A 17,259-nucleotide genomic window follows, 5' to 3' on the forward strand; every position below is an offset into this window, starting at 1 on the left:
GTTGGTAGTTGGCGCGTCCTCCGGGGGGCGCCGTTTTTTTGCGCATCGCATGGCCTGTGTCGGCGGCGGCGGGCTGCTACCATGGCCACTGATTCTGCCACCCTGCCGCTGCCATGTCCGCCTTGTACTCCCATTCGCCGTCACGCCCTATTCAGTCCCGCCAGACCGGGCCCCATGATGATCTGCCGCGTCGCGTGCAGCGTGCCCTCCAGCACCCCTGGCGCAAGCCCATCGCCGAGCACACCCGAGCCGCCTTCGACACCGCCGCGGGCTGGTTGGCCGAGCAGGGCAAGCCACTGGTGCTGGATGCCGGCTGCGGCGTGGGGCTGTCGACCCGGCGGTTGGCCCTGCACCATCCTGGGCATGCCGTGCTGGGCATCGACCGCAGCGCCGATCGTTTGTCGCGGGACCATGGCCCGCTGCCGGCCAACGCCCAACTGGTGCGCGCCGACCTGGTCGACTTCTGGCGGCTGGCGCTGGCGGCTGGCTGGCAGCCCGAGTACCACTACCTGCTCTACCCCAATCCCTATCCCAAGTCGGTGCATCTCAAGCTGCGCTGGCAGGGCCACCCGGTGTTGCCGCATCTGCTGGCCCTGGGCGGTCAGTTGGAACTGCGCTCCAATTGGGCGATCTATGTGCAGGAGTTCGGCCAGGCGCTGGGGCAGGTCACCGGCGTGTCGGCAACGATCGAGGCCTTCGATCCGGGCGGCGATCCGCTCACTCCCTTCGAGCGCAAGTACCTCGTCAGCGGCCAGACGCTGTGGCGGCTAAAGGCATCGCTTGCCTGGCGACCGGAACTGGTGCCGCGGGACAGTCTGGATCTCGAGCGCTAGACTGGCGGGCCAATTTGCAGGAGCAGGCCATGACATATCTCTTTCTGGCGCTGGCGATCATTGCCGAGGTGATCGCCACCAGCGCCCTCAAGGCGTCCAACGAGTTCACCCGGCTATGGCCCAGTGTGCTGGTGGTGGTCGGCTACGCCACGGCGTTTTACATGCTGACGCTGGTGCTGCGTACCCTGCCGGTGGGCGTCGCCTACGCCTTCTGGGCCGGGCTGGGGATCGTGCTGGTCACGCTGATCGGCATCTTACTCTACGGCGAAGTGCCCGACCTGCCGGCGCTGCTGGGTCTGGCGATGATCATCGGCGGGGTGGTGGTCATACAGGTGTTTTCCAAGGTTTCGGCCCACTGATTCAGGAGTTGTGCATGCTGCGTCGCCTTATCGCCCCGCGAGTTGCTGCCCTATTGATAGGCGGCCTGTCGCTGTCACTGCTGGCGCTGCCGGCCATGGCCGCCGGGTTCGCCAACCTCGAACGAATGACCGAGCAGGGCTTTCTGATCAGCGCCGAGGCGCGGCTGCTGGACGGCAACGGCGAGTTGCTGGGGGCAATTGCCCCGGAGCGCCAGCTATCGCCGGCCTCGGTATCGAAGATCTACCTGGCGGCGGCGGCGCTGGATCGCTGGGGGCCGCAGCACCGCTTCACCAGCGAGCTGAAGAGCGCCGCTGAGATCGACGCCGACGGTGTCCTGCAGGGGGATCTGATCTTCGAGGGCGGCGGCGACCCGGCGCTGGTCTCCGAGGAGCTGTGGAAACTGGTGCAGCTGCTGCGCCAGCGCGGCATACGCAGCATCAACGGCCAGCTGGTGGTCAGCCAGTGGCGCTTCGGCCCGGTGGCCTGCGTGACCCGTGACCGCTGCGAGACCGTCGAACGTTCGGCCAACACCTACAGTGCACTGCTCAGCTCGGCGGGAGTCAACTACGGCAGCTGGTGCATGAACGTACATCCTGCTGCCAGCGTCGGTGACTCGGCCAGGGTACTGAGCTGCGACACCGTCGAGCCGGTGATCGGTATCAACAATCAGGTCACCACCGTGGCCGCGGGCAATACCACCGAGCTCAACGCCGAGCGCGTCACCGACGGCAGCGGCGATACCATGATCCTGCGCGGCCAGATCGCCGCCAACGCCCACCCTCGCGAGGTCTACCGGGCCAGCTCCGACCCGGCCAGCCAGACCGCTCAGACGCTGCTGGCGCTGTTTGCCCAGGCCGGCATCGAGGTCGGCGGCGACGCTGCCGGGGTGCCCTATGTGACCTCCACGGAGGAGCCCAACGGCGCCGCTCGCCGGCTGGCGGCGGTGGACGGCAAACCGCTTCAGGAGCTGGTGCTGCGGACCATGAACTACTCCAACAACTTCATGGCCGACGTGCTTAACCTGGGGCTGGTGCCCACCGCCCAGACCTCGCTGGAGGAAGCCGCCCAGGCCCTCGAGGCCTATGTCACGGCGATTCCCGGCCACGGCCCGGTGACGCTGCACAGCGGTAGCGGCCTGACCACCACCAACCGCACCTCGGCGGCGGGGGTCAATGCGATGCTCGAGTACGCCTATCAGCGACCGGCGCTGTTTCCACACCTGCTGGCCAGCATGCAAACGCCGGTCAATGGCCCGTCGCGCTTCATTCGCCGCGGCAGCGAGCGCTTTCAGAACAATGTGATGCTCAAGACCGGCACCCTCAATCAGCCTTTTGCGGTGCGTTCGGTGGGCGGCTACTTCCGCACCGACAGCGGGCGCTGGGGGGTATTCACCGCGCTGGTCAACGGCACCTCGAGCACGCCCTGGCTGAACTGGACCCAGGTGCTCGACCCGCTGGCCGAGGACCTCGATGCCATGATTCGTGACCACTAAGGTGCGACGTCGCCATCGCGCGGTTTTGCTACTATCGTCACCTTTCCGCTGCGGCGGCTCCGATTCCATAGCAAGAGCGATACCATGAAACCTGGGCATACCGGCTGGCGCCATCTGGTGCACTCGACCCGCTACTCACTCAAGGGCCTCAAGGCCGCGTTTCGCAACGAGGCGGCTTTTCGCCAAGAGGTCGCGCTGTGCCTGGTGCTGCTGCCGCTGGCGATCTGGATCGGCCGTACGCCGCTGGAGTGGATTGCGCTGATCGGAAGCTGCCTGCTGGTGCTGATCGTCGAACTGCTCAATAGCGCCATCGAGAACGTGGTCGATCGCATCGGCACCGAGCACCACGAACTCTCCGGTCGCGCCAAGGATATCGGCTCGGCGGCGGTGATGCTGTCGCTGCTGTTTGCCGCTATCACCTGGCTGCTGCTGATCGGCCAGCGGCTAATAGGGTAAGCCCCCGGGTCAGATCCAAGCGGCTGTCATAGGCATCAAAGGTGACCCCCGCCGCTGGGCTTCGCTATGCTGAGGGCAACTTGCCGCTGACGAAGAGATGCCCATGGCGCTGCCCGACGATTTCCTGCCCCGCGACGACCTGCCCAGGGCGCTGCATACGCGCCTCGGCCAGCTGAGCCAGCGACTCGACGAAGCGCTGAGCCAGGCCGATAACCTGGCCGAGATGCAGCAGCAGGAGGGTCCCAGCGCCAGCTGGGAAGCGCTCTCGGCGCCGCGCCGCGTCCAGCTGGCGCGGGTGCTGAGCGTCTCCGACTTCGCTGCCGATACCCTGATGCGCTACCCCGACTGGCTGATGCAGCTCGATGCCGCCGACGAGCTCGACGCACCGCCCAGCGCCGATGCCCAGACCGAGTGGCTGGCTGAACTGCTCCAGGACGCCAAGGACGAAGCGGCCATGCAGCGTGTGGTCCGGCGCTTTCGTCGGGCGCGCATGCTGGGCATCGTCTGGCGCGACCTGACCCGCCCGCCGGGTATCGACATGTGGGCCACGGCGGGCAGCGTCTCTCGCCTCGCCGAGGTCTGTCTGGAGGGCGCCCTGGGGTGGCTCGAGGCACACCACGCCGAGCGCTGGGGGTGGCCGGCCGAGCGCGACGGCGAACCGCAGCGGCTGGTGGTGCTGGGCATGGGCAAGCTGGGCGCCGGCGAGCTCAACCTGTCGTCGGATATCGATCTGATCTTCGCCTTTCCCGACAAGGGCACCACCCAGGGCGGCAAGCGCGAGCTCGATCACCAGGAGTACTTCACCAAGCTGGGCCAGAAGCTGATCGGCGCGCTGGACGCGGTCACCGCCGACGGCTTCGCCTTTCGCGTCGACATGCGGCTGCGCCCGCTGGGCGACGGCGGCCCGCTGGTCGGCAGCTTCTCATCGCTTGCCAGCTACTACCAGGACCAGGGCCGCGAGTGGGAGCGCTACGCCATGCTCAAGGCGCGCCCGGTGGCCGGCGACCGCCAGGCCGGCGACGAGCTGCTGGCCAGCCTGCGGCCCTTTGTCTACCGCCGCTATCTCGACTTCGGCGCCATCGAGTCGCTGCGCGAAATGAAGGACATGATCAATCGCCAGGTGCGGCGCAAGGGCATGGACGACAACATCAAGCTCGGCCGCGGCGGCATTCGCGAGGTCGAGTTCGTGGTCCAGGCTTTTCAGCTGATCCGCGGTGGCCGCGACACCGAGCTGCAGATCACCTCGCTGCGCCAGGCACTGCACACCCTGCCGGCGCTGGGTCTGTTACCCCAGCCGGTGGTCGATGAGCTGGAGCCCGACTACGCCTTCCTGCGCGACCTGGAACACGCTATCCAGGCCCTCGAGGATCGCCAGACCCAGGCACTGCCGGAGGACGACGAGGAGCGCGAGCGGGTTGCCCTGGCGCTGGACCAGCCCGACTGGCCAGCGCTGATGGCGCGCCTGAACGAGGTGCGCGGGCGCATTCGCGGCCACTTCGACGCGGTGATCGCCGACCCGGAAGATGAGGTGGAAGAGGCTGCCGACGGCGACGACGAGCCCGATCTGGACGAGTGGCGCGGCCTGTGGCGCGGCATCATGGACGACGATGATATCCAGGCGCTGCTCCGCGGGGCGGGCTTCGCGGATGCCGCCGCGGCCGCCAAGCGCCTGGCGGCCCTGCGCGAGTCGCGGGCGGTGAAGAGCATGCAGCGTATCGGCTACGAGCGCCTCGATGCGCTGATGCCGATGCTGCTCGCGGCGATGGCCGACAGCGAGGCCCCGGACCTGGTGCTCGAGCGGGTGCTGCCGCTGCTCGAGGGGGTGCTGAGGCGCACCGCCTACCTGGCGCTGCTGCGTGAGAACCCCCAGGCCCTGAGCCACCTGATGCGGCTCTGCGCGGCGAGCCCGTGGATCGCCGAGCAGCTCGCCCGCCACCCGATCCTGCTCGATGAGCTGCTGACCCCGGCGACGCTCTACACCCCGGCCGACAAGCAGCACCTCGCCGACGAGCTGCGCCAGGCGCTGGGGCGTATCCCGGAAGACGACGAAGAGGCCCAGCTCGAGGCGCTGCGGGTGTTCAAGCACGCCCAGGTGCTGCACGTGGCGGCCTCGGATATCGCCGGTGCCCGCGCGCTGATGAAGGTCAGCGACTTCTTGACCTACATCGCCGAGGTGGTCCTCGAGCAGGTGCTGGCGATGGCCTGGAAGCACCTGACCCGCAAGCACGGCCGGCCGCAGCGCCGCGATGGCGTGCCCGGCGACACCGACTTCATCATCGTCGGCTACGGCAAGCTGGGCGGTATCGAACTCGGCTACGGCTCGGACCTCGACCTGGTGTTCATCCACGACGCCGCCTCCCAGGGCACCACCGACGGACCGCGGCCGATCGACAACCCGGTATTCTTCACCCGCCTCGGTCAGCGCATCATCCACCTGCTCACCGCGGTGACCCCGGCTGGTGCGCTCTACGAAGTGGACATGCGGCTGCGGCCCTCTGGTAACGCCGGGCTACTGGTCACGCCGCTGGAGGCCTTCGCCGACTACCAGCGCCACCAGGCCTGGACCTGGGAGCATCAGGCGCTGGTGCGTGCCCGGGTCGTCGCCGGCGATCGCCATCTTGGCGAGCGCTTCGACGCCGTTCGCAGCGAGATCCTCGGTGCACGCCGCGACCTCGCCTCGCTGCGCGAAGAGGTGGTCAAGATGCGCCACAAGATGCGCGACCATCTGGGCAGCACCGCCAGCGCCCGGCAAGCGGGGCGTTTCGACCTCAAGCAGGACGCCGGAGGCATGGTCGATATCGAGTTCCTGTGCCAGTTCGCGGTGCTGGCGATGAGCGCCGATACTCGCGAGCTGCTGCGCTGGAGCGACAATATGCGCCTGCTCGAGACCCTCGAGGCCTGCCAGCGGCTGCCCGCCGAAGAGGCCCAGGGGCTGCGCGACGCCTACCTGGCCTACCGCCACGCCACCCACCGCGCTGCGCTGACCAAGGGCGAGCGGATGGTCGCGGCTGATGAAGTGGCGGCGCACCGCGAGCTGGTGTGTCGGGTCTGGCAGCGCTGGATGGGCGAGGCTGAAGACGACGCGTCCGCTTAAGGCGACAGCCGTGCCATCGCCGCCTCCAGGCCGTGCAGGTCGGGGGTGGTGACCACCTCATCGGGGAAGGGCGAGGCGCTCGGGTCGGCGCAGACACCCACGAAGCGGGTGCCGTTGCCGCGGGCGGTACGGTAGTCGTTGTAGGAGTCGCCGATCATCACCGTATGCACGGCCGGGTGGCGGTAGCGCTCCAGCAGGTTGCGCATGCCGGTGACCTTGTCCGGGGGCGCGCCGATCACCGCCTCGAAATAACGTGCCAGGTCGCGCTGCTCGACGATCTCGCGCAGCTCATGGCCGGGGGTTGCCGAGAGCAGATAGAGCGGCAGTCGGCCCTGCCAGCGGCTCAGGAAGTCGAGCGCCCCGGGGATCGCCGGCGCGGCGCGGATGCGCTCGGCGACCACCGACTTGAAGCGGGCGCAGAGGGCGTCGATATCGGCCGCACCCACGTCGCGGCCGAGGATATGCGACTCGATATGGCGGAACTTGACCTCCCGCGGCTGGCCGCCGCGGCGGCCCAGGTAGGCGTGGATCGCCTCTCGCTGGTGAGCGGGATAGTCGTCGTACAGTGCGGCGAAGGCCTCGCGCTTGAGGCTCGCCGAGTCGAGGATCACCCCGTCGAAGTCGAACACCAGCGCCGCGCGCGGGTGGGTCAAGAGCGCAACCATGGGCGTGCCGCTCAGCGCCGTGACAGGCGCGTCATCAGCCAGCGCTTGGCCGGCGTATTGCCCAGCAGCACCAGCGCGATCACGCTGGTCAGCACCAGCGACAGCGGGTTGGCCACCAGTGCCAGCAGGAACTCACCGACGCTGTCACCCACCGACGACATCGCCTGGCGGTAGGTCTCGTCGAGCAGCGGGCCGAGAATCACCCCAAGAATGATCGGCCCCATCTGGAAGCCGAACACCTTGAGGAAGTAGCCGAGGATGCCGAAGCCGAGCATCCAGTAGACCTCCACCATATTGCTGTTGATTGAGTAGGTGCCGACCACGCACAGCACCAGGATCAGCGGGATCAGTATCGCCTTGGGCAGTTCGACGATCTTCGAGAACAGCTTGATGCCGGTGAGGCCGAAGACCAGCAGGAAAATATTGGCCAGCGCCAGGTTACCCACCGTGAACCAGAAGATGTGCGGCGTTTCGACCATCAGCATCGGCCCGGGATTGAGGCCGTGGATCACCAGCGCACCGATGATCACCGCGGTCACCGCGTCGCCGGGCATGCCCAGGGTCAGCATCGGCACATAGGCACCGCCCACTGCGGCGTTATTGGCGGTCTCCGGTGCCACCAGCCCCTCATAGGCACCCTCGCCGAACGGCCGCGAGGGGTTCTTGACGGTGCGCTTGGCGTGGTCGTAGGCGAACAGCGAGGCGATATCGCCGCCGGTGCCGGGCAGGGCACCGACGACGACCCCGATCACCGAGGTGCGCAGCGATAGCGGCAGGTACTTAACCACCATATTGAAGGAGGGCACGATCTTGTCGACCTTCTGCTTCACCGGCACCGTATTGAGGTGGTGCAGCTGATAGAAGGCCTCGGCGACCCCGAACAGACCGATCATCACCACCACATAGTGGATGCCGCCCATCAGGTTCATATTGCCCATGGTGAAGCGGCCCTGGGCGGTGACCGGGTCCATGCCGACCAGGCCGATGACCCCGCCCAGGGCCACGGCGAAGATCCCCCGCGCCAACGACTTGCCGGACAGCGTACTGACCAGCAGCAGGCCGAGCACGGCGATCAGGAAGTAGTCGCGGGGAGCGAAGCGCAGCGCCAGGTCGGAGAGCATCGGCGCGGTAGCGGCGAGGATCGCCACGCCGACGAAACCGCCGATCACCGACATCACGGTACTCAGGCCGATGGCGCGCCCGGCTTCGCCGCGCTGGGCCAGCGGATAGCCGTCGAAGGCGGTGGTCAGGGCCGCCGGCGAGCCGGGGATATTGAGCAGGATAGCGGTACGCGAACCGCCGTAGACCCCGCCCACATAGATCCCCACCATCAGCGCCAGGGCGTTGTTGATATCCCAGGAGAAGGTGAAGGAGATCAGGATCGAGACCGCCATGGTCACCGACAGCCCGGGAATGGCACCCACATAGATGCCGGCCAGGGTGCCGAGGGCGGTAAGGGCCAATAGCTGGGGATCGAGCCAGGCCATCAGCAGGTAAGAGAAGGTATCACTCATGCGATGCCTCGTTGAGTCAGGGAAGCCGGGCCGCCACTCATGGCAGGTAGACGCGGAACACCACGGTGAAAAGGACGTAGATCACGGCGATCGCACCCGCTGTGGTGAGCAGGGTGCTGATCGGCTTGCCGCGGCGCAGAAAGAGCATCGCCAGCATCAGGAAGATAAAGGTGCTGAGGAAGAAACTGGCCGGCTCGATGGCAATCAAATAGGCCACCGCCAGCGCCGAGAACACCAGAACGTTAAGCGGGAAGTGCTGGCGCAGGAAGGCCTTGAGCTCGTCCAGCGCGCCCTCGGTATCGGGCTTCTGCTTGCGGCGGTGGCCGGCCAGCACGGCGATCGAGGAGGCGATCAGGATCAGCGACAGGCCGATCGGGAAAGCCCCGGCCGAATTGATCGAGGAGAAACCGGTGATCTGGTAGGCGTGGTAGAAGACGGCGCCGCTGAACAGCAGCAGCAGCCAGTCGAAGACGCGTTCGCCGACCTGCAGCTTGTCGGGCTTATTATCCATGCGAGACTCCGACGGGCCGGCGCAGCCATGCTGCGTCGGCCCGGGTTACGGCGTAATGGGCGGTTACGGGCGCGGGATACCGAGCTCCTCGGGGGAGACGTCGATGGTTTCCGCTTCCGCGTCGTACATTGACCAGGCGGTCACCGATTGCCAGTTGTCGAGGTACTCCTGAGCCTCGTCGCCGGACAGGTTCAGCGACGCGCCACCGAAGTCCTCGAGGAACTGCTGGAACTCGTCCGAGGCCACGGCGTTGTAGTAGGCATCCTCGAGTACCGCCTTGACGTCATCCGGGGTGTCCTGATGGACGAACACGCCCCAGAACGGGCCCCACGGCAGAAACGCCTCGATATCCGGCAGCGCCTCGGTGATCGGCGGCACGCCGGGCAGCTCCTCGAGCTCCTCGTCGGAGAGCACCGCCAGGCCCTTGAGGCGTCCGCCGCGGATCTGCTCGGCCACCGCCGACAGGCTCAGCGGCATGAAGTCGATATGTTCGCCGAGCAATGCGGTGACGCCGGGGCCATCGCCGCCGAAGGTGACATCGCGGATATCGAGCTCGTCCACGGCGTTGATCATGGCGTGGACGGTGCTCGGCAGGCCGCCGGCGCCGGTACCGCCCATGCGCAGCTCGCCGGGATTCTCCTTGGCGTACTCGAGCAGCTCGCCGAAGTCCTCGAAGGGGCTGTCGGGATGGGTGGCGATCACCACCAGCCCCTGGCCGATGATGTTGACGGTGTGCATGTCGTCATAGGTGAAGTCGGCCAGGCCCATCAGCGGGTAGAGCTGCGGGTTCTCGGCACCGAACAGCAGGTTGTAGCCGTCGGAGCGCTGGTTCATGACGTGATTCATGCCGATCACACCGGTACCGCCGGCGCGGTTGGTCAGCACGATGGTGGTGCCGAGCTCTTCCTCGACGTGGGGCGTGAGGCTGCGAACCACGTTGTCGGTGGCGCCGCCGGCGCCCCACTGGATGGTGCCCTGGATATTGCGCGTAGGGTAGTCGGCCAGGGCGCTGCCAGCCACGCTCAGAGAGGTGATGGCGATGGCCAGGCTGGAGAGAGTGGGCTTGAGCATGATGTCCTCCGGGTGCGTCTGATTGTTGTGTTAGTGCGTTGTCGGGTTGTTCGGTTGTCGAACTTGCGTGCTAATAGCGAACAAACTAGAATTCCTTTCCAGAACTGTCAATGCATGATCAAGGCGATACGACCAAGGTCTTAGGCGTTGGCGGCGCATCTGGCGACCACGCCGCGCGTCACATCGCCATGCCAAGAGTGCCATATAAACAAATGCCGCTGGGGCGGGGCAGGGCTCCCACCACCCGCGGTTCGGAGGACACCATGCGCGCCATTGCCACCGTCTGCTTGAGCGGCGATCTGAGGTCCAAGCTGGAAGCCATTGCCCGCGCCGGCTTCGAGGGAGTGGAGATCTTCGAGAACGACCTGCTCTCCTTCGACGGCTCCCCCGCCGAGCTTCGCGAGCTGTGCGCCTCGCTGGGGCTGGCGATCATTGCCTTCCAGCCGTTTCGGGACTTCGAGGCCATGCCCGAGCCACAGCGCAGCCGCAACATGCAGCGCGCCGAGCGCAAGTTCGACCTGATGCAGGAGCTCGGCACCGACTTCCTGCTGGTCTGCAGCAATGTCTCGCCGCAGTGCCAGGACGACCTCGATCAGGCCGCCGCCGACCTGCGCGAACTGGCCGAGCGCGCCGCCAAGCGCGGCATTCGCATCGGCTTCGAGGCGCTGGCCTGGGGGCGTCATATCTCCGACTATCGCGACGCCTGGGAAGTGGTGCGGCGCGCCGATCACCCGGCGCTGGGCATCGTGCTCGACAGCTTTCATATTCTCTCCCGCGGCCACGACCTCGCGGCCATTGCCCGCATTCCCCGCGACAAGATCTTCTTCGTGCAGGTCGCCGATGCGCCACAGCTGGACATGGACGTGCTGCAGTGGAGCCGTCACTTTCGCTGCTTCCCCGGCCAGGGGCGTCTGCCGCTGCGCGACTTCATGGTCGCGCTGGCCAAGACCGGCTATGCCGGCCCGCTGTCGCTGGAGATCTTCAATGACGCCTTTCGTGCCGGGCCCACCGAGGCTACCGCCCGCGACGGCCTGCGCTCGCTGATCCTGCTCGAGAACCTGGTCGAGGACGGCCCCTGGGCGAATCGCATCCCGCCAGCGCCGCAGTATAACGGCATTCATTTCATCGAGTTCACTCTCGACGAGGAGAGCGCCGCGCCGCTTGGCGAGTTTATCGATGCGCTGGGCTTTCGCCACGTGGGGCGCCACCGCTCCAAGAACGTTGAGCTCTGGAAGCAGGGCGACATGCATCTGGTACTCAACTTCGAGACCGACAGCTTCGCCCACACCTTCCGCCTGCTCCACGGCACCGCGGTGTGTGCGGTGGGCTTTCGCGTCGACGATGTGGAGAAGGCGCTGGCGCGAGCCAAGGCCTTCAAGGCCCAGACCTTCCGTAGCCAGGTCAGTGAAGGTGAAATGGAGATACCCGCGTTGCGCGGTATAGAAGGCAGCCTGATCTATCTGGTCGATGACGAGACGGCTGGCGACCTGCAGTGGCGCACCGATTTCGAGCTGTTCGATCAGAATAGCCGCGATGAGGCCGGGCTGACCCGAGTCGACCACCTCTCCTATGTGCTGCCGGCCACCCAACTGCTCGGCTGGCAGCTGTTCTACCGCACCGTGTTCGGCTTCGATGCCGAGACCGAGCACGAGATCGTCGACCCGCGCGGACTGATGGTCAGCCAGGCGGTGACCAGCCCTGAGGGCTCGATTCGCATCCCGCTGACCGTCTCCCAGGCCAGCGACACCCTGCCGGGCCGTTTTCTGAGCCAGTACCAGGGTGGCGTGCAGCAGATCGCCTTCGCCAGCCGCGATATCTTCGCCAGCGTCGATGCGCTCAAGGCGCGGGGCCTGCCGCTGCTGCGCATCCCGCAGAACTACTACGACGACCTCGAGGCCCGCTACGACCTCGATGGCGAGCTGCTCGAGGCGATGCGCTCGCGCAACATCCTCTACGATCGCAGCGACGAAGGGGAGTTCTTGCACGCCTACACCGAGACCTTCTCGGGGCGCTTCTTCTTCGAAATCGTCGAGCGCCGCGGCGGCTATCACCAGTTCGGTGCCGCCAATGCCGGCATCCGACTTGCCGCCCAATCTGCCCAACGTTAGTGGTGCAATCAGGAGATTAGCTATGAAACTGGGTCTGATCGGCAAGGCCATCATGAACTCCAGCTCGCCGGACCTGCACGTGCGGCTCGGCCAACTGACCGGGATCCCCGCCAGCTACGATCTGTTCGACGCCAACGAGCAGCCCATCGACTCGCTGAGCAGCCAGGTCGACAAGGTACGCGCCGCCGGCTATCGCGGCGTCAACGTGACCTTCCCCTGGAAGGAGGAGGCGGTGCGCCTGGCCACCCAGGCCAGCGAAGGGGCGCGAATGGTTGGCGCGGCCAATACGCTGGTCTTCGCCGGTGACGAGATCGTCGCCGAGAACACCGACTTCACCGGCTTTATCAGCGGCTATCGTGCCACCCTGGGCGAGCGCCCGCCGGGGCGGGTGCTGCTGCTGGGGACCGGCGGGGTGGGCAAGGCGGCCGCCTTCGGCTTGGGCAAGCTCGGCGCCGAGGAGGTGGTCCTGATGGACCTCGACGACAGCAAGTCGCGCCAGCTGGCCGATGAGCTCGCCGCCCAGGGCTTCAACGCCTCGACCATCCGCCGCGACCAGATCGCCGCCACCGTGCCGCGCTGCGACGGGTTGGTCAACTGCACGCCCATCGGCCATGAGAAGAGCCCCGGCTGCCCGCTGCCCAAGGAGCTGGTGGCGGCGCACCACTGGATCTTCGATGCCGTCTACGTGCCGGCGGTCACCGAATTCGTGGCCGCGGCCCAGGCCGCCGGCGCCAGCGTGATGAGCGGCGTCAGCCTGTTCGTGTTCCAGGGCGTCGACGCCTTCAAGCTGTTCTGCGAGGATGAAGCCAAGCGCGCCGCCGCCGAAGAACAGGCTGCGACCCTCTTCGCTCACTACCGGCGTGAACTGCTCAAGGAGATCGACTGATGAGCCAAGCCAAGGTGCTGGTACTGCACGGCCCCAACCTCAACCTGCTAGGCACCCGCCAGCCGGAGATCTACGGCCACGAGACGCTGGACGACATCAATAACCGGCTCTACGAGAAGGCCGCGTTCAACGGCTGGGAGGCCAAGGCGCTGCAGAGCAACCACGAGGGTGCGCTGATCGATGCCATCCACGCCGCCAGGCTCGACGGTACCGCGGCGATCATCATCAACCCGGCGGCCTATACCCACACCTCGGTGGCGATCCTCGACGCCCTCAACGCCTTCGACGGCAAGGTCATCGAGGTGCACCTCTCCAACGTCCACAAGCGCGAGAGCTTCCGCCACCACTCCTATGTCTCGCTGCGCGCCGACGGCGTCATCGCCGGCCTCGGCAGCCAGGGCTACCTGGCTGCGCTGGACGCCCTGATCAAGGCCGCCGACGCCTGACGCTCGGCTAGCTCTAGGCCCCACCGCGAGCCCGCCCTTTGGCGGGCTCGCGGCGTTTCAGGCTTCGTACGAAAAGTCGGCGAGCGAAGGTCAGGCAAGGCAAAAATCGGCGAAAAGACGGAGTTTACGGGGTGTAAATGAGTATTTTGATCGGACTCGCGCACGAGCCGATTTTTAACGCCGCATGGCCGAGCGCAGGCAGTTTTCGAACGAAGCCTGGGGCTGTCTGGCTAAACCTTGACGCAGATCAACAGGGCGGGGGGGATCTATTAGCTAGGCTGGTGGCAAGATGCGGTGATTTGTCACACCCAGCCAGGAGAGTGCCATGAGCGACCCCGACAGCCTCCCGTCGTCGGTGCGCAAGCGGCAGGAGCTCAAGCTGTTCCTGTTCATCTGTGTGCTGCTGTTTCCGATCCTCGCCGTGGCGGTGGTCGGCAGCTACGGCTTCGCAGTATGGATCTACCAGATGATCGCGGGCCCGCCCGGCCCTCCGGGCTGAGCCGCTGCTGCCATGACCGATAATAATAAGGCACAACGCCAATCGGATCGCCGCCAGTTCTTCCGCACCATGAGCGGACGTCCCGCCGTGCGCCGCCCGCCGTGGACCGCCGACGACCTCACCCAGCGCTGTACCGGCTGTACCGACTGCCTCGACGCCTGCCCCGAGCGGGTGCTGGTGCGCGGTGCCGGCGGCTACCCCGAGATCCGCTTCGATGACGACGGCTGCTCGCTGTGCGGCGAGTGCGCCGAGGTGTGCCAGGCGGGCGTCTTCGATACCCGCCGCGAGGCGTTCCCCTGGCACGCCCAACTCAACCAGCGCTGTCTGGCGCTGGCACAGATCCACTGCCAGTCCTGCCAGGATGCCTGCGAGTGGCGGGCGATCCACTTTCCACCGGCACTTGGCCGCCCGCCGCAGCCGCATATCGACAGCGACGCCTGCCGCGGCTGCGGGGCCTGCCTGGCGGTATGTCCCACCGATGCCATCACCCTGGTCGACCACGGCCAGCGACCCGCGGGAGGGCGCCAATGAACGCCGACACGCTGCATATCGCCAGCTTTATCGTCCATGTCCGACCGCCGCAACTGGCGGCGGTCGCCGCCTGGCTGAATGCCGCCGCCGGCTGCGAGGTCCGCGGTGAGGATCCCGCGGGCAAGCTGGTGGCGGTGGTGGAGAGCCTCGAAGAGTGCCGTGCGCTCGACCTGATCGACCGCGTACAGACCCGACCGGGAGTACTGGGCGCGGCGCTGGTTTACCACCAGCTGCTCGACCCGGCGACCGCCGATGAACCACATGAGGGGGCATAATGAAGCTGACACGCCGTGAATTCGTCAAGGCCAATGCCGCCGCCGTGGCCGCGGCCAGCGCGGGGATCGCGATTCCCGCCGGGGCCACCAACCTGATCACCAACGCCGAGCTGACCCGGCTCGACTGGAACAAGGCGCCGTGCCGCTTCTGCGGGGTCGGCTGCAGCGTGATGGTGGCGACCCAGAACGACCGCATCGTCGCCACCCACGGCGATATCCACTCCGAGGTCAATCGCGGCCTCAACTGCGTCAAGGGCTACTTCCTGTCGAAGATCCTCTACGGCGAGGACCGCCTCACCCAGCCGCTGCTGCGCAAGCGCAACGGTGTCTACGCCAAGGACGGCGACTTCGAGCCGGTCTCCTGGGACGAGGCCCTCGACCTGATGGCCGACAAGTTCAAGCAGGCGATCCGCGAGCACGGCCCCGATAGCGTGGCGATGTTCGGCTCCGGGCAGTGGACGATCTGGGAGGGCTACGCCGCCAGCAAACTGTTCAAGGCCGGCCTGCGCACCAACAACATCGATCCCAACGCCCGCCACTGCATGGCCTCGGCGGTGTTCGGCTTCATGCGCAGCTTCGGCTCCGACGAGCCGATGGGCGTCTACGACGACATCGAGCACGCCGACGCCTTCGTGCTGTGGGGCTCGAACATGGCCGAGATGCATCCGGTGCTGTGGACCCGGGTCACCGACCGCCGGCTCTCCTATCCGGATACCCGGGTGGCGGTGCTCTCCACCTATGAGCACCGCAGCTTCGACCTGGCCGACATCCCCATGGTGATGACGCCCAACGCCGACGTGGTGATCCTCAACTACATCGCCAACCACATCATCCAGAGCGGCAACGTGGATAGCGACTTCGTCGACAGCCACGTCGGCTTCGCCCGGGCGGTGGACGACATCGGCTACGGCCTGCGCGACGAGCATCCGCTGCAGCAGGCGGCCGCCAACGCCGATGACCCCAACCGCTGGACGGACATGAGCTTCGACGAGTTTGCCGAGCATGTCGCCGACTTCACCCTGGAGCGCGCCGCCCGCGAGTCCGGGGTCTCGGAGCGTCGCCTGCAGCAGCTTGCCGAGCTTTACGCCGACCCCGACATCAAGGTGATGACCTTCTGGACCATGGGCGTCAACCAGCACACCCGCGGGGTGTGGGTAAACAACCTGATCTACAACCTGCACCTGCTCACCGGCAAGATCTCCGAGCCCGGCAACAGCCCCTTCTCCCTCACCGGCCAGCCCTCGGCCTGCGGTACCGCCCGCGAGGTGGGCACGTTCGCTCACCGTCTGCCCGCCGACCGCGTGGTGACCAATCCCGATCACCGCCGCGATGCGGAGGAGATCTGGCTGCTGCCCGAGGGCACCATCCCCGAGCGGGTCGGCTTTCACGCCGTGGAGCAGAGCCGCAAGCTCAAGGACGGCGAGATCAAGGTCTACTGGACCCAGGTCTGCAACAACATGCACGCCGGCCCCAATACCATGCAGGAGGTACTGCCCGGCTGGCGCAATCCCGAGGCCTTCGTGATCGTCTCGGATATCTACCCCACGGCCTCGGCGCAGTCCGCCGACCTGATCCTGCCGGCTGCTAGCTGGGTCGAGAAGGAGGGTGCCTTCGGCAACTCCGAGCGGCGCACCCAGTTCTTCCACCAGCTGGTCAGCGCCCCCGGCGACGCGCGCTCCGACCTGTGGCAACTGGTCGAGTTCTCCAAGCGGATCCGCGTCGATGAGGTGTGGCCGGAGGAACTGCTCGAGACGGCCCCCGAGCTGCGTGACAAGACGCTGTTCGAGCTGCTCTACGCCAACGGCCAGGTCGATCGCTACCCGCTGTCGGACATCGAAGAGGGCTACGCCAACCAGGAGTCCGAGGAGCTGGGCTTCTATGTCCAGAAGGGGCTGTTCGAGGAGTACGCCCGCTTCGGGCGCGGCAAGGGCAAGGATCTCGACGACTTCGACGTCTACCACCAGACCCGCGGCAAGCGCTGGCCGGTGGTGGGCGGCCGCGAGACCCTGTGGCGCTACCGTGAAGGCTACGACCCCTACGTCGAGGAGGGCCGCGGCGTGCAGTTCTACGCCAAGCCCGACGACCGCGCGCTGATCTTCGCGGTGCCCGACGAGCCGGCGCCGGAGCGACCCGACGACGACTACCCCTACTGGCTGTGCACCGGCCGCGTGCTGGAGCACTGGCACACCGGCTCGATGACCCGCCGGGTGCCGGAGCTGCACCGCGCGGTGCCCGAGGCGCTGCTCTACATGCACCCCGAGGACGCCCGCGCCGAAGGCGTGCGCCGCGGCAGCGAGGTCAAGGTCTCCAGCCGGCGCGGCGAACTCCACCTGCGGGTCGAGACCCGCGGTCGGGTGCGGCCACCCCAGGGCCTGGTCTATGTGCCCTTCTTCGATGCCAACCGCCTGGTCAACAAGCTGGTGCTCGACGCCACCGACCCGATCTCCAAGCAGACCGACTTCAAGAAGTGTGCGGTGCGCCTGGAACTGATCAACCTGGCCTAAGGCCGTCAGCAAGG

The 17,259-nt window shown here is 66.8% G+C and carries 16 protein-coding genes; 12 read left to right on the plus strand and 4 right to left on the minus strand.

What is annotated here, in order from left to right:
• Nucleotides 1–113: 113 nt before the first annotated feature.
• The 5 genes from trmB to glnE all read left to right on the plus strand — a co-directional run bounded on the left by trmB (nt 114) and on the right by glnE (nt 6,235).
• Nucleotides 114–833, plus strand: a complete 720-nt coding sequence (gene trmB, locus IEI94_RS06805) for a tRNA (guanine(46)-N(7))-methyltransferase TrmB (RefSeq protein ID WP_191166548.1) — start codon at nt 114–116, stop codon at nt 831–833.
• Between the two features lie 29 nt (nt 834–862).
• Nucleotides 863–1,192, plus strand: coding sequence for a DMT family transporter (locus IEI94_RS06810; RefSeq protein ID WP_191166549.1), 330 nt, complete (start codon nt 863–865; stop codon nt 1,190–1,192).
• 14 nt (nt 1,193–1,206) lie between these two features.
• Nucleotides 1,207–2,685, plus strand: coding sequence for a D-alanyl-D-alanine carboxypeptidase/D-alanyl-D-alanine-endopeptidase (gene dacB, locus IEI94_RS06815; protein ID WP_191166550.1), 1,479 nt, complete (start codon nt 1,207–1,209; stop codon nt 2,683–2,685).
• An 84-nt stretch (nt 2,686–2,769) separates the two neighbouring features.
• Complete coding sequence (locus IEI94_RS06820; RefSeq protein ID WP_191166551.1) at nt 2,770–3,141, plus strand: diacylglycerol kinase; 372 nt, start codon at nt 2,770–2,772, stop codon at nt 3,139–3,141.
• A gap of 103 nt (nt 3,142–3,244) precedes the next feature.
• On the plus strand, nt 3,245–6,235 hold the full coding sequence (gene glnE, locus IEI94_RS06825) for a bifunctional [glutamate--ammonia ligase]-adenylyl-L-tyrosine phosphorylase/[glutamate--ammonia-ligase] adenylyltransferase (protein WP_191166552.1): 2,991 nt from the start codon (nt 3,245–3,247) through the stop codon (nt 6,233–6,235).
• Here the strand turns inward: glnE and IEI94_RS06830 are convergent.
• From IEI94_RS06830 to IEI94_RS06845, 4 genes are all read right to left on the minus strand, one after another.
• Entirely contained in the window at nt 6,232–6,888 is a 657-nt protein-coding gene (locus IEI94_RS06830) for an HAD family hydrolase (RefSeq protein WP_224749968.1), read from the minus strand. The genes glnE and IEI94_RS06830 overlap by 4 nt on opposite strands.
• Nucleotides 6,889–6,911: 23 nt before the next feature.
• Complete coding sequence (locus IEI94_RS06835) at nt 6,912–8,414, minus strand: tripartite tricarboxylate transporter permease (protein WP_191166554.1); 1,503 nt, start codon at nt 8,412–8,414, stop codon at nt 6,912–6,914.
• A 37-nt stretch (nt 8,415–8,451) separates the two neighbouring features.
• Complete coding sequence (locus IEI94_RS06840; RefSeq protein WP_191166555.1) at nt 8,452–8,925, minus strand: tripartite tricarboxylate transporter TctB family protein; 474 nt, start codon at nt 8,923–8,925, stop codon at nt 8,452–8,454.
• Nucleotides 8,926–8,988: 63 nt separating this feature from the next.
• The gene (locus tag IEI94_RS06845) at nt 8,989–9,996 is read right to left on the minus strand and encodes a tripartite tricarboxylate transporter substrate binding protein (RefSeq protein WP_191166556.1); all 1,008 of its coding nucleotides are present in this window, start codon (nt 9,994–9,996) and stop codon (nt 8,989–8,991) included.
• 263 nt (nt 9,997–10,259) lie between these two features.
• On the opposite strand from IEI94_RS06845, the gene IEI94_RS06850 reads away from it, so the two are divergent.
• From IEI94_RS06850 to napA, 7 genes are all read left to right on the plus strand, one after another.
• Nucleotides 10,260–12,104, plus strand: coding sequence for a bifunctional sugar phosphate isomerase/epimerase/4-hydroxyphenylpyruvate dioxygenase family protein (locus IEI94_RS06850; protein WP_191166557.1), 1,845 nt, complete (start codon nt 10,260–10,262; stop codon nt 12,102–12,104).
• Between the two features lie 22 nt (nt 12,105–12,126).
• Complete coding sequence (locus IEI94_RS06855) at nt 12,127–12,990, plus strand: shikimate dehydrogenase family protein (RefSeq protein ID WP_191166558.1); 864 nt, start codon at nt 12,127–12,129, stop codon at nt 12,988–12,990.
• A complete protein-coding gene (gene aroQ, locus IEI94_RS06860) occupies nt 12,990–13,436 on the plus strand; it encodes a type II 3-dehydroquinate dehydratase (RefSeq protein WP_191166559.1) in 447 nt (148 codons plus the stop codon). The genes IEI94_RS06855 and aroQ overlap by 1 nt, the downstream gene beginning before the upstream one ends.
• Nucleotides 13,437–13,761: 325 nt before the next feature.
• Nucleotides 13,762–13,935 (plus strand): periplasmic nitrate reductase, NapE protein, encoded by a 174-nt coding sequence (gene napE, locus IEI94_RS06865; RefSeq protein WP_191166560.1) that lies wholly within the window; start codon nt 13,762–13,764, stop codon nt 13,933–13,935.
• Nucleotides 13,936–13,947: 12 nt separating this feature from the next.
• Nucleotides 13,948–14,466, plus strand: coding sequence for a ferredoxin-type protein NapF (gene napF / locus IEI94_RS06870; protein WP_191166561.1), 519 nt, complete (start codon nt 13,948–13,950; stop codon nt 14,464–14,466).
• Nucleotides 14,463–14,741, plus strand: coding sequence for a chaperone NapD (locus IEI94_RS06875; protein ID WP_191166562.1), 279 nt, complete (start codon nt 14,463–14,465; stop codon nt 14,739–14,741). The genes napF and IEI94_RS06875 overlap by 4 nt, the downstream gene beginning before the upstream one ends.
• Nucleotides 14,741–17,245 (plus strand): nitrate reductase catalytic subunit NapA, encoded by a 2,505-nt coding sequence (gene napA, locus IEI94_RS06880; protein ID WP_191166563.1) that lies wholly within the window; start codon nt 14,741–14,743, stop codon nt 17,243–17,245. Before IEI94_RS06875 ends, napA begins: the two co-directional genes overlap by 1 nt.
• The last annotated feature ends 14 nt before the right edge of the window (nt 17,246–17,259 follow it).

Source organism: Halomonas sp. ML-15, assembly GCF_014779595.1.
In the GTDB taxonomy this organism is placed as follows: domain Bacteria; phylum Pseudomonadota; class Gammaproteobacteria; order Pseudomonadales; family Halomonadaceae; genus Franzmannia.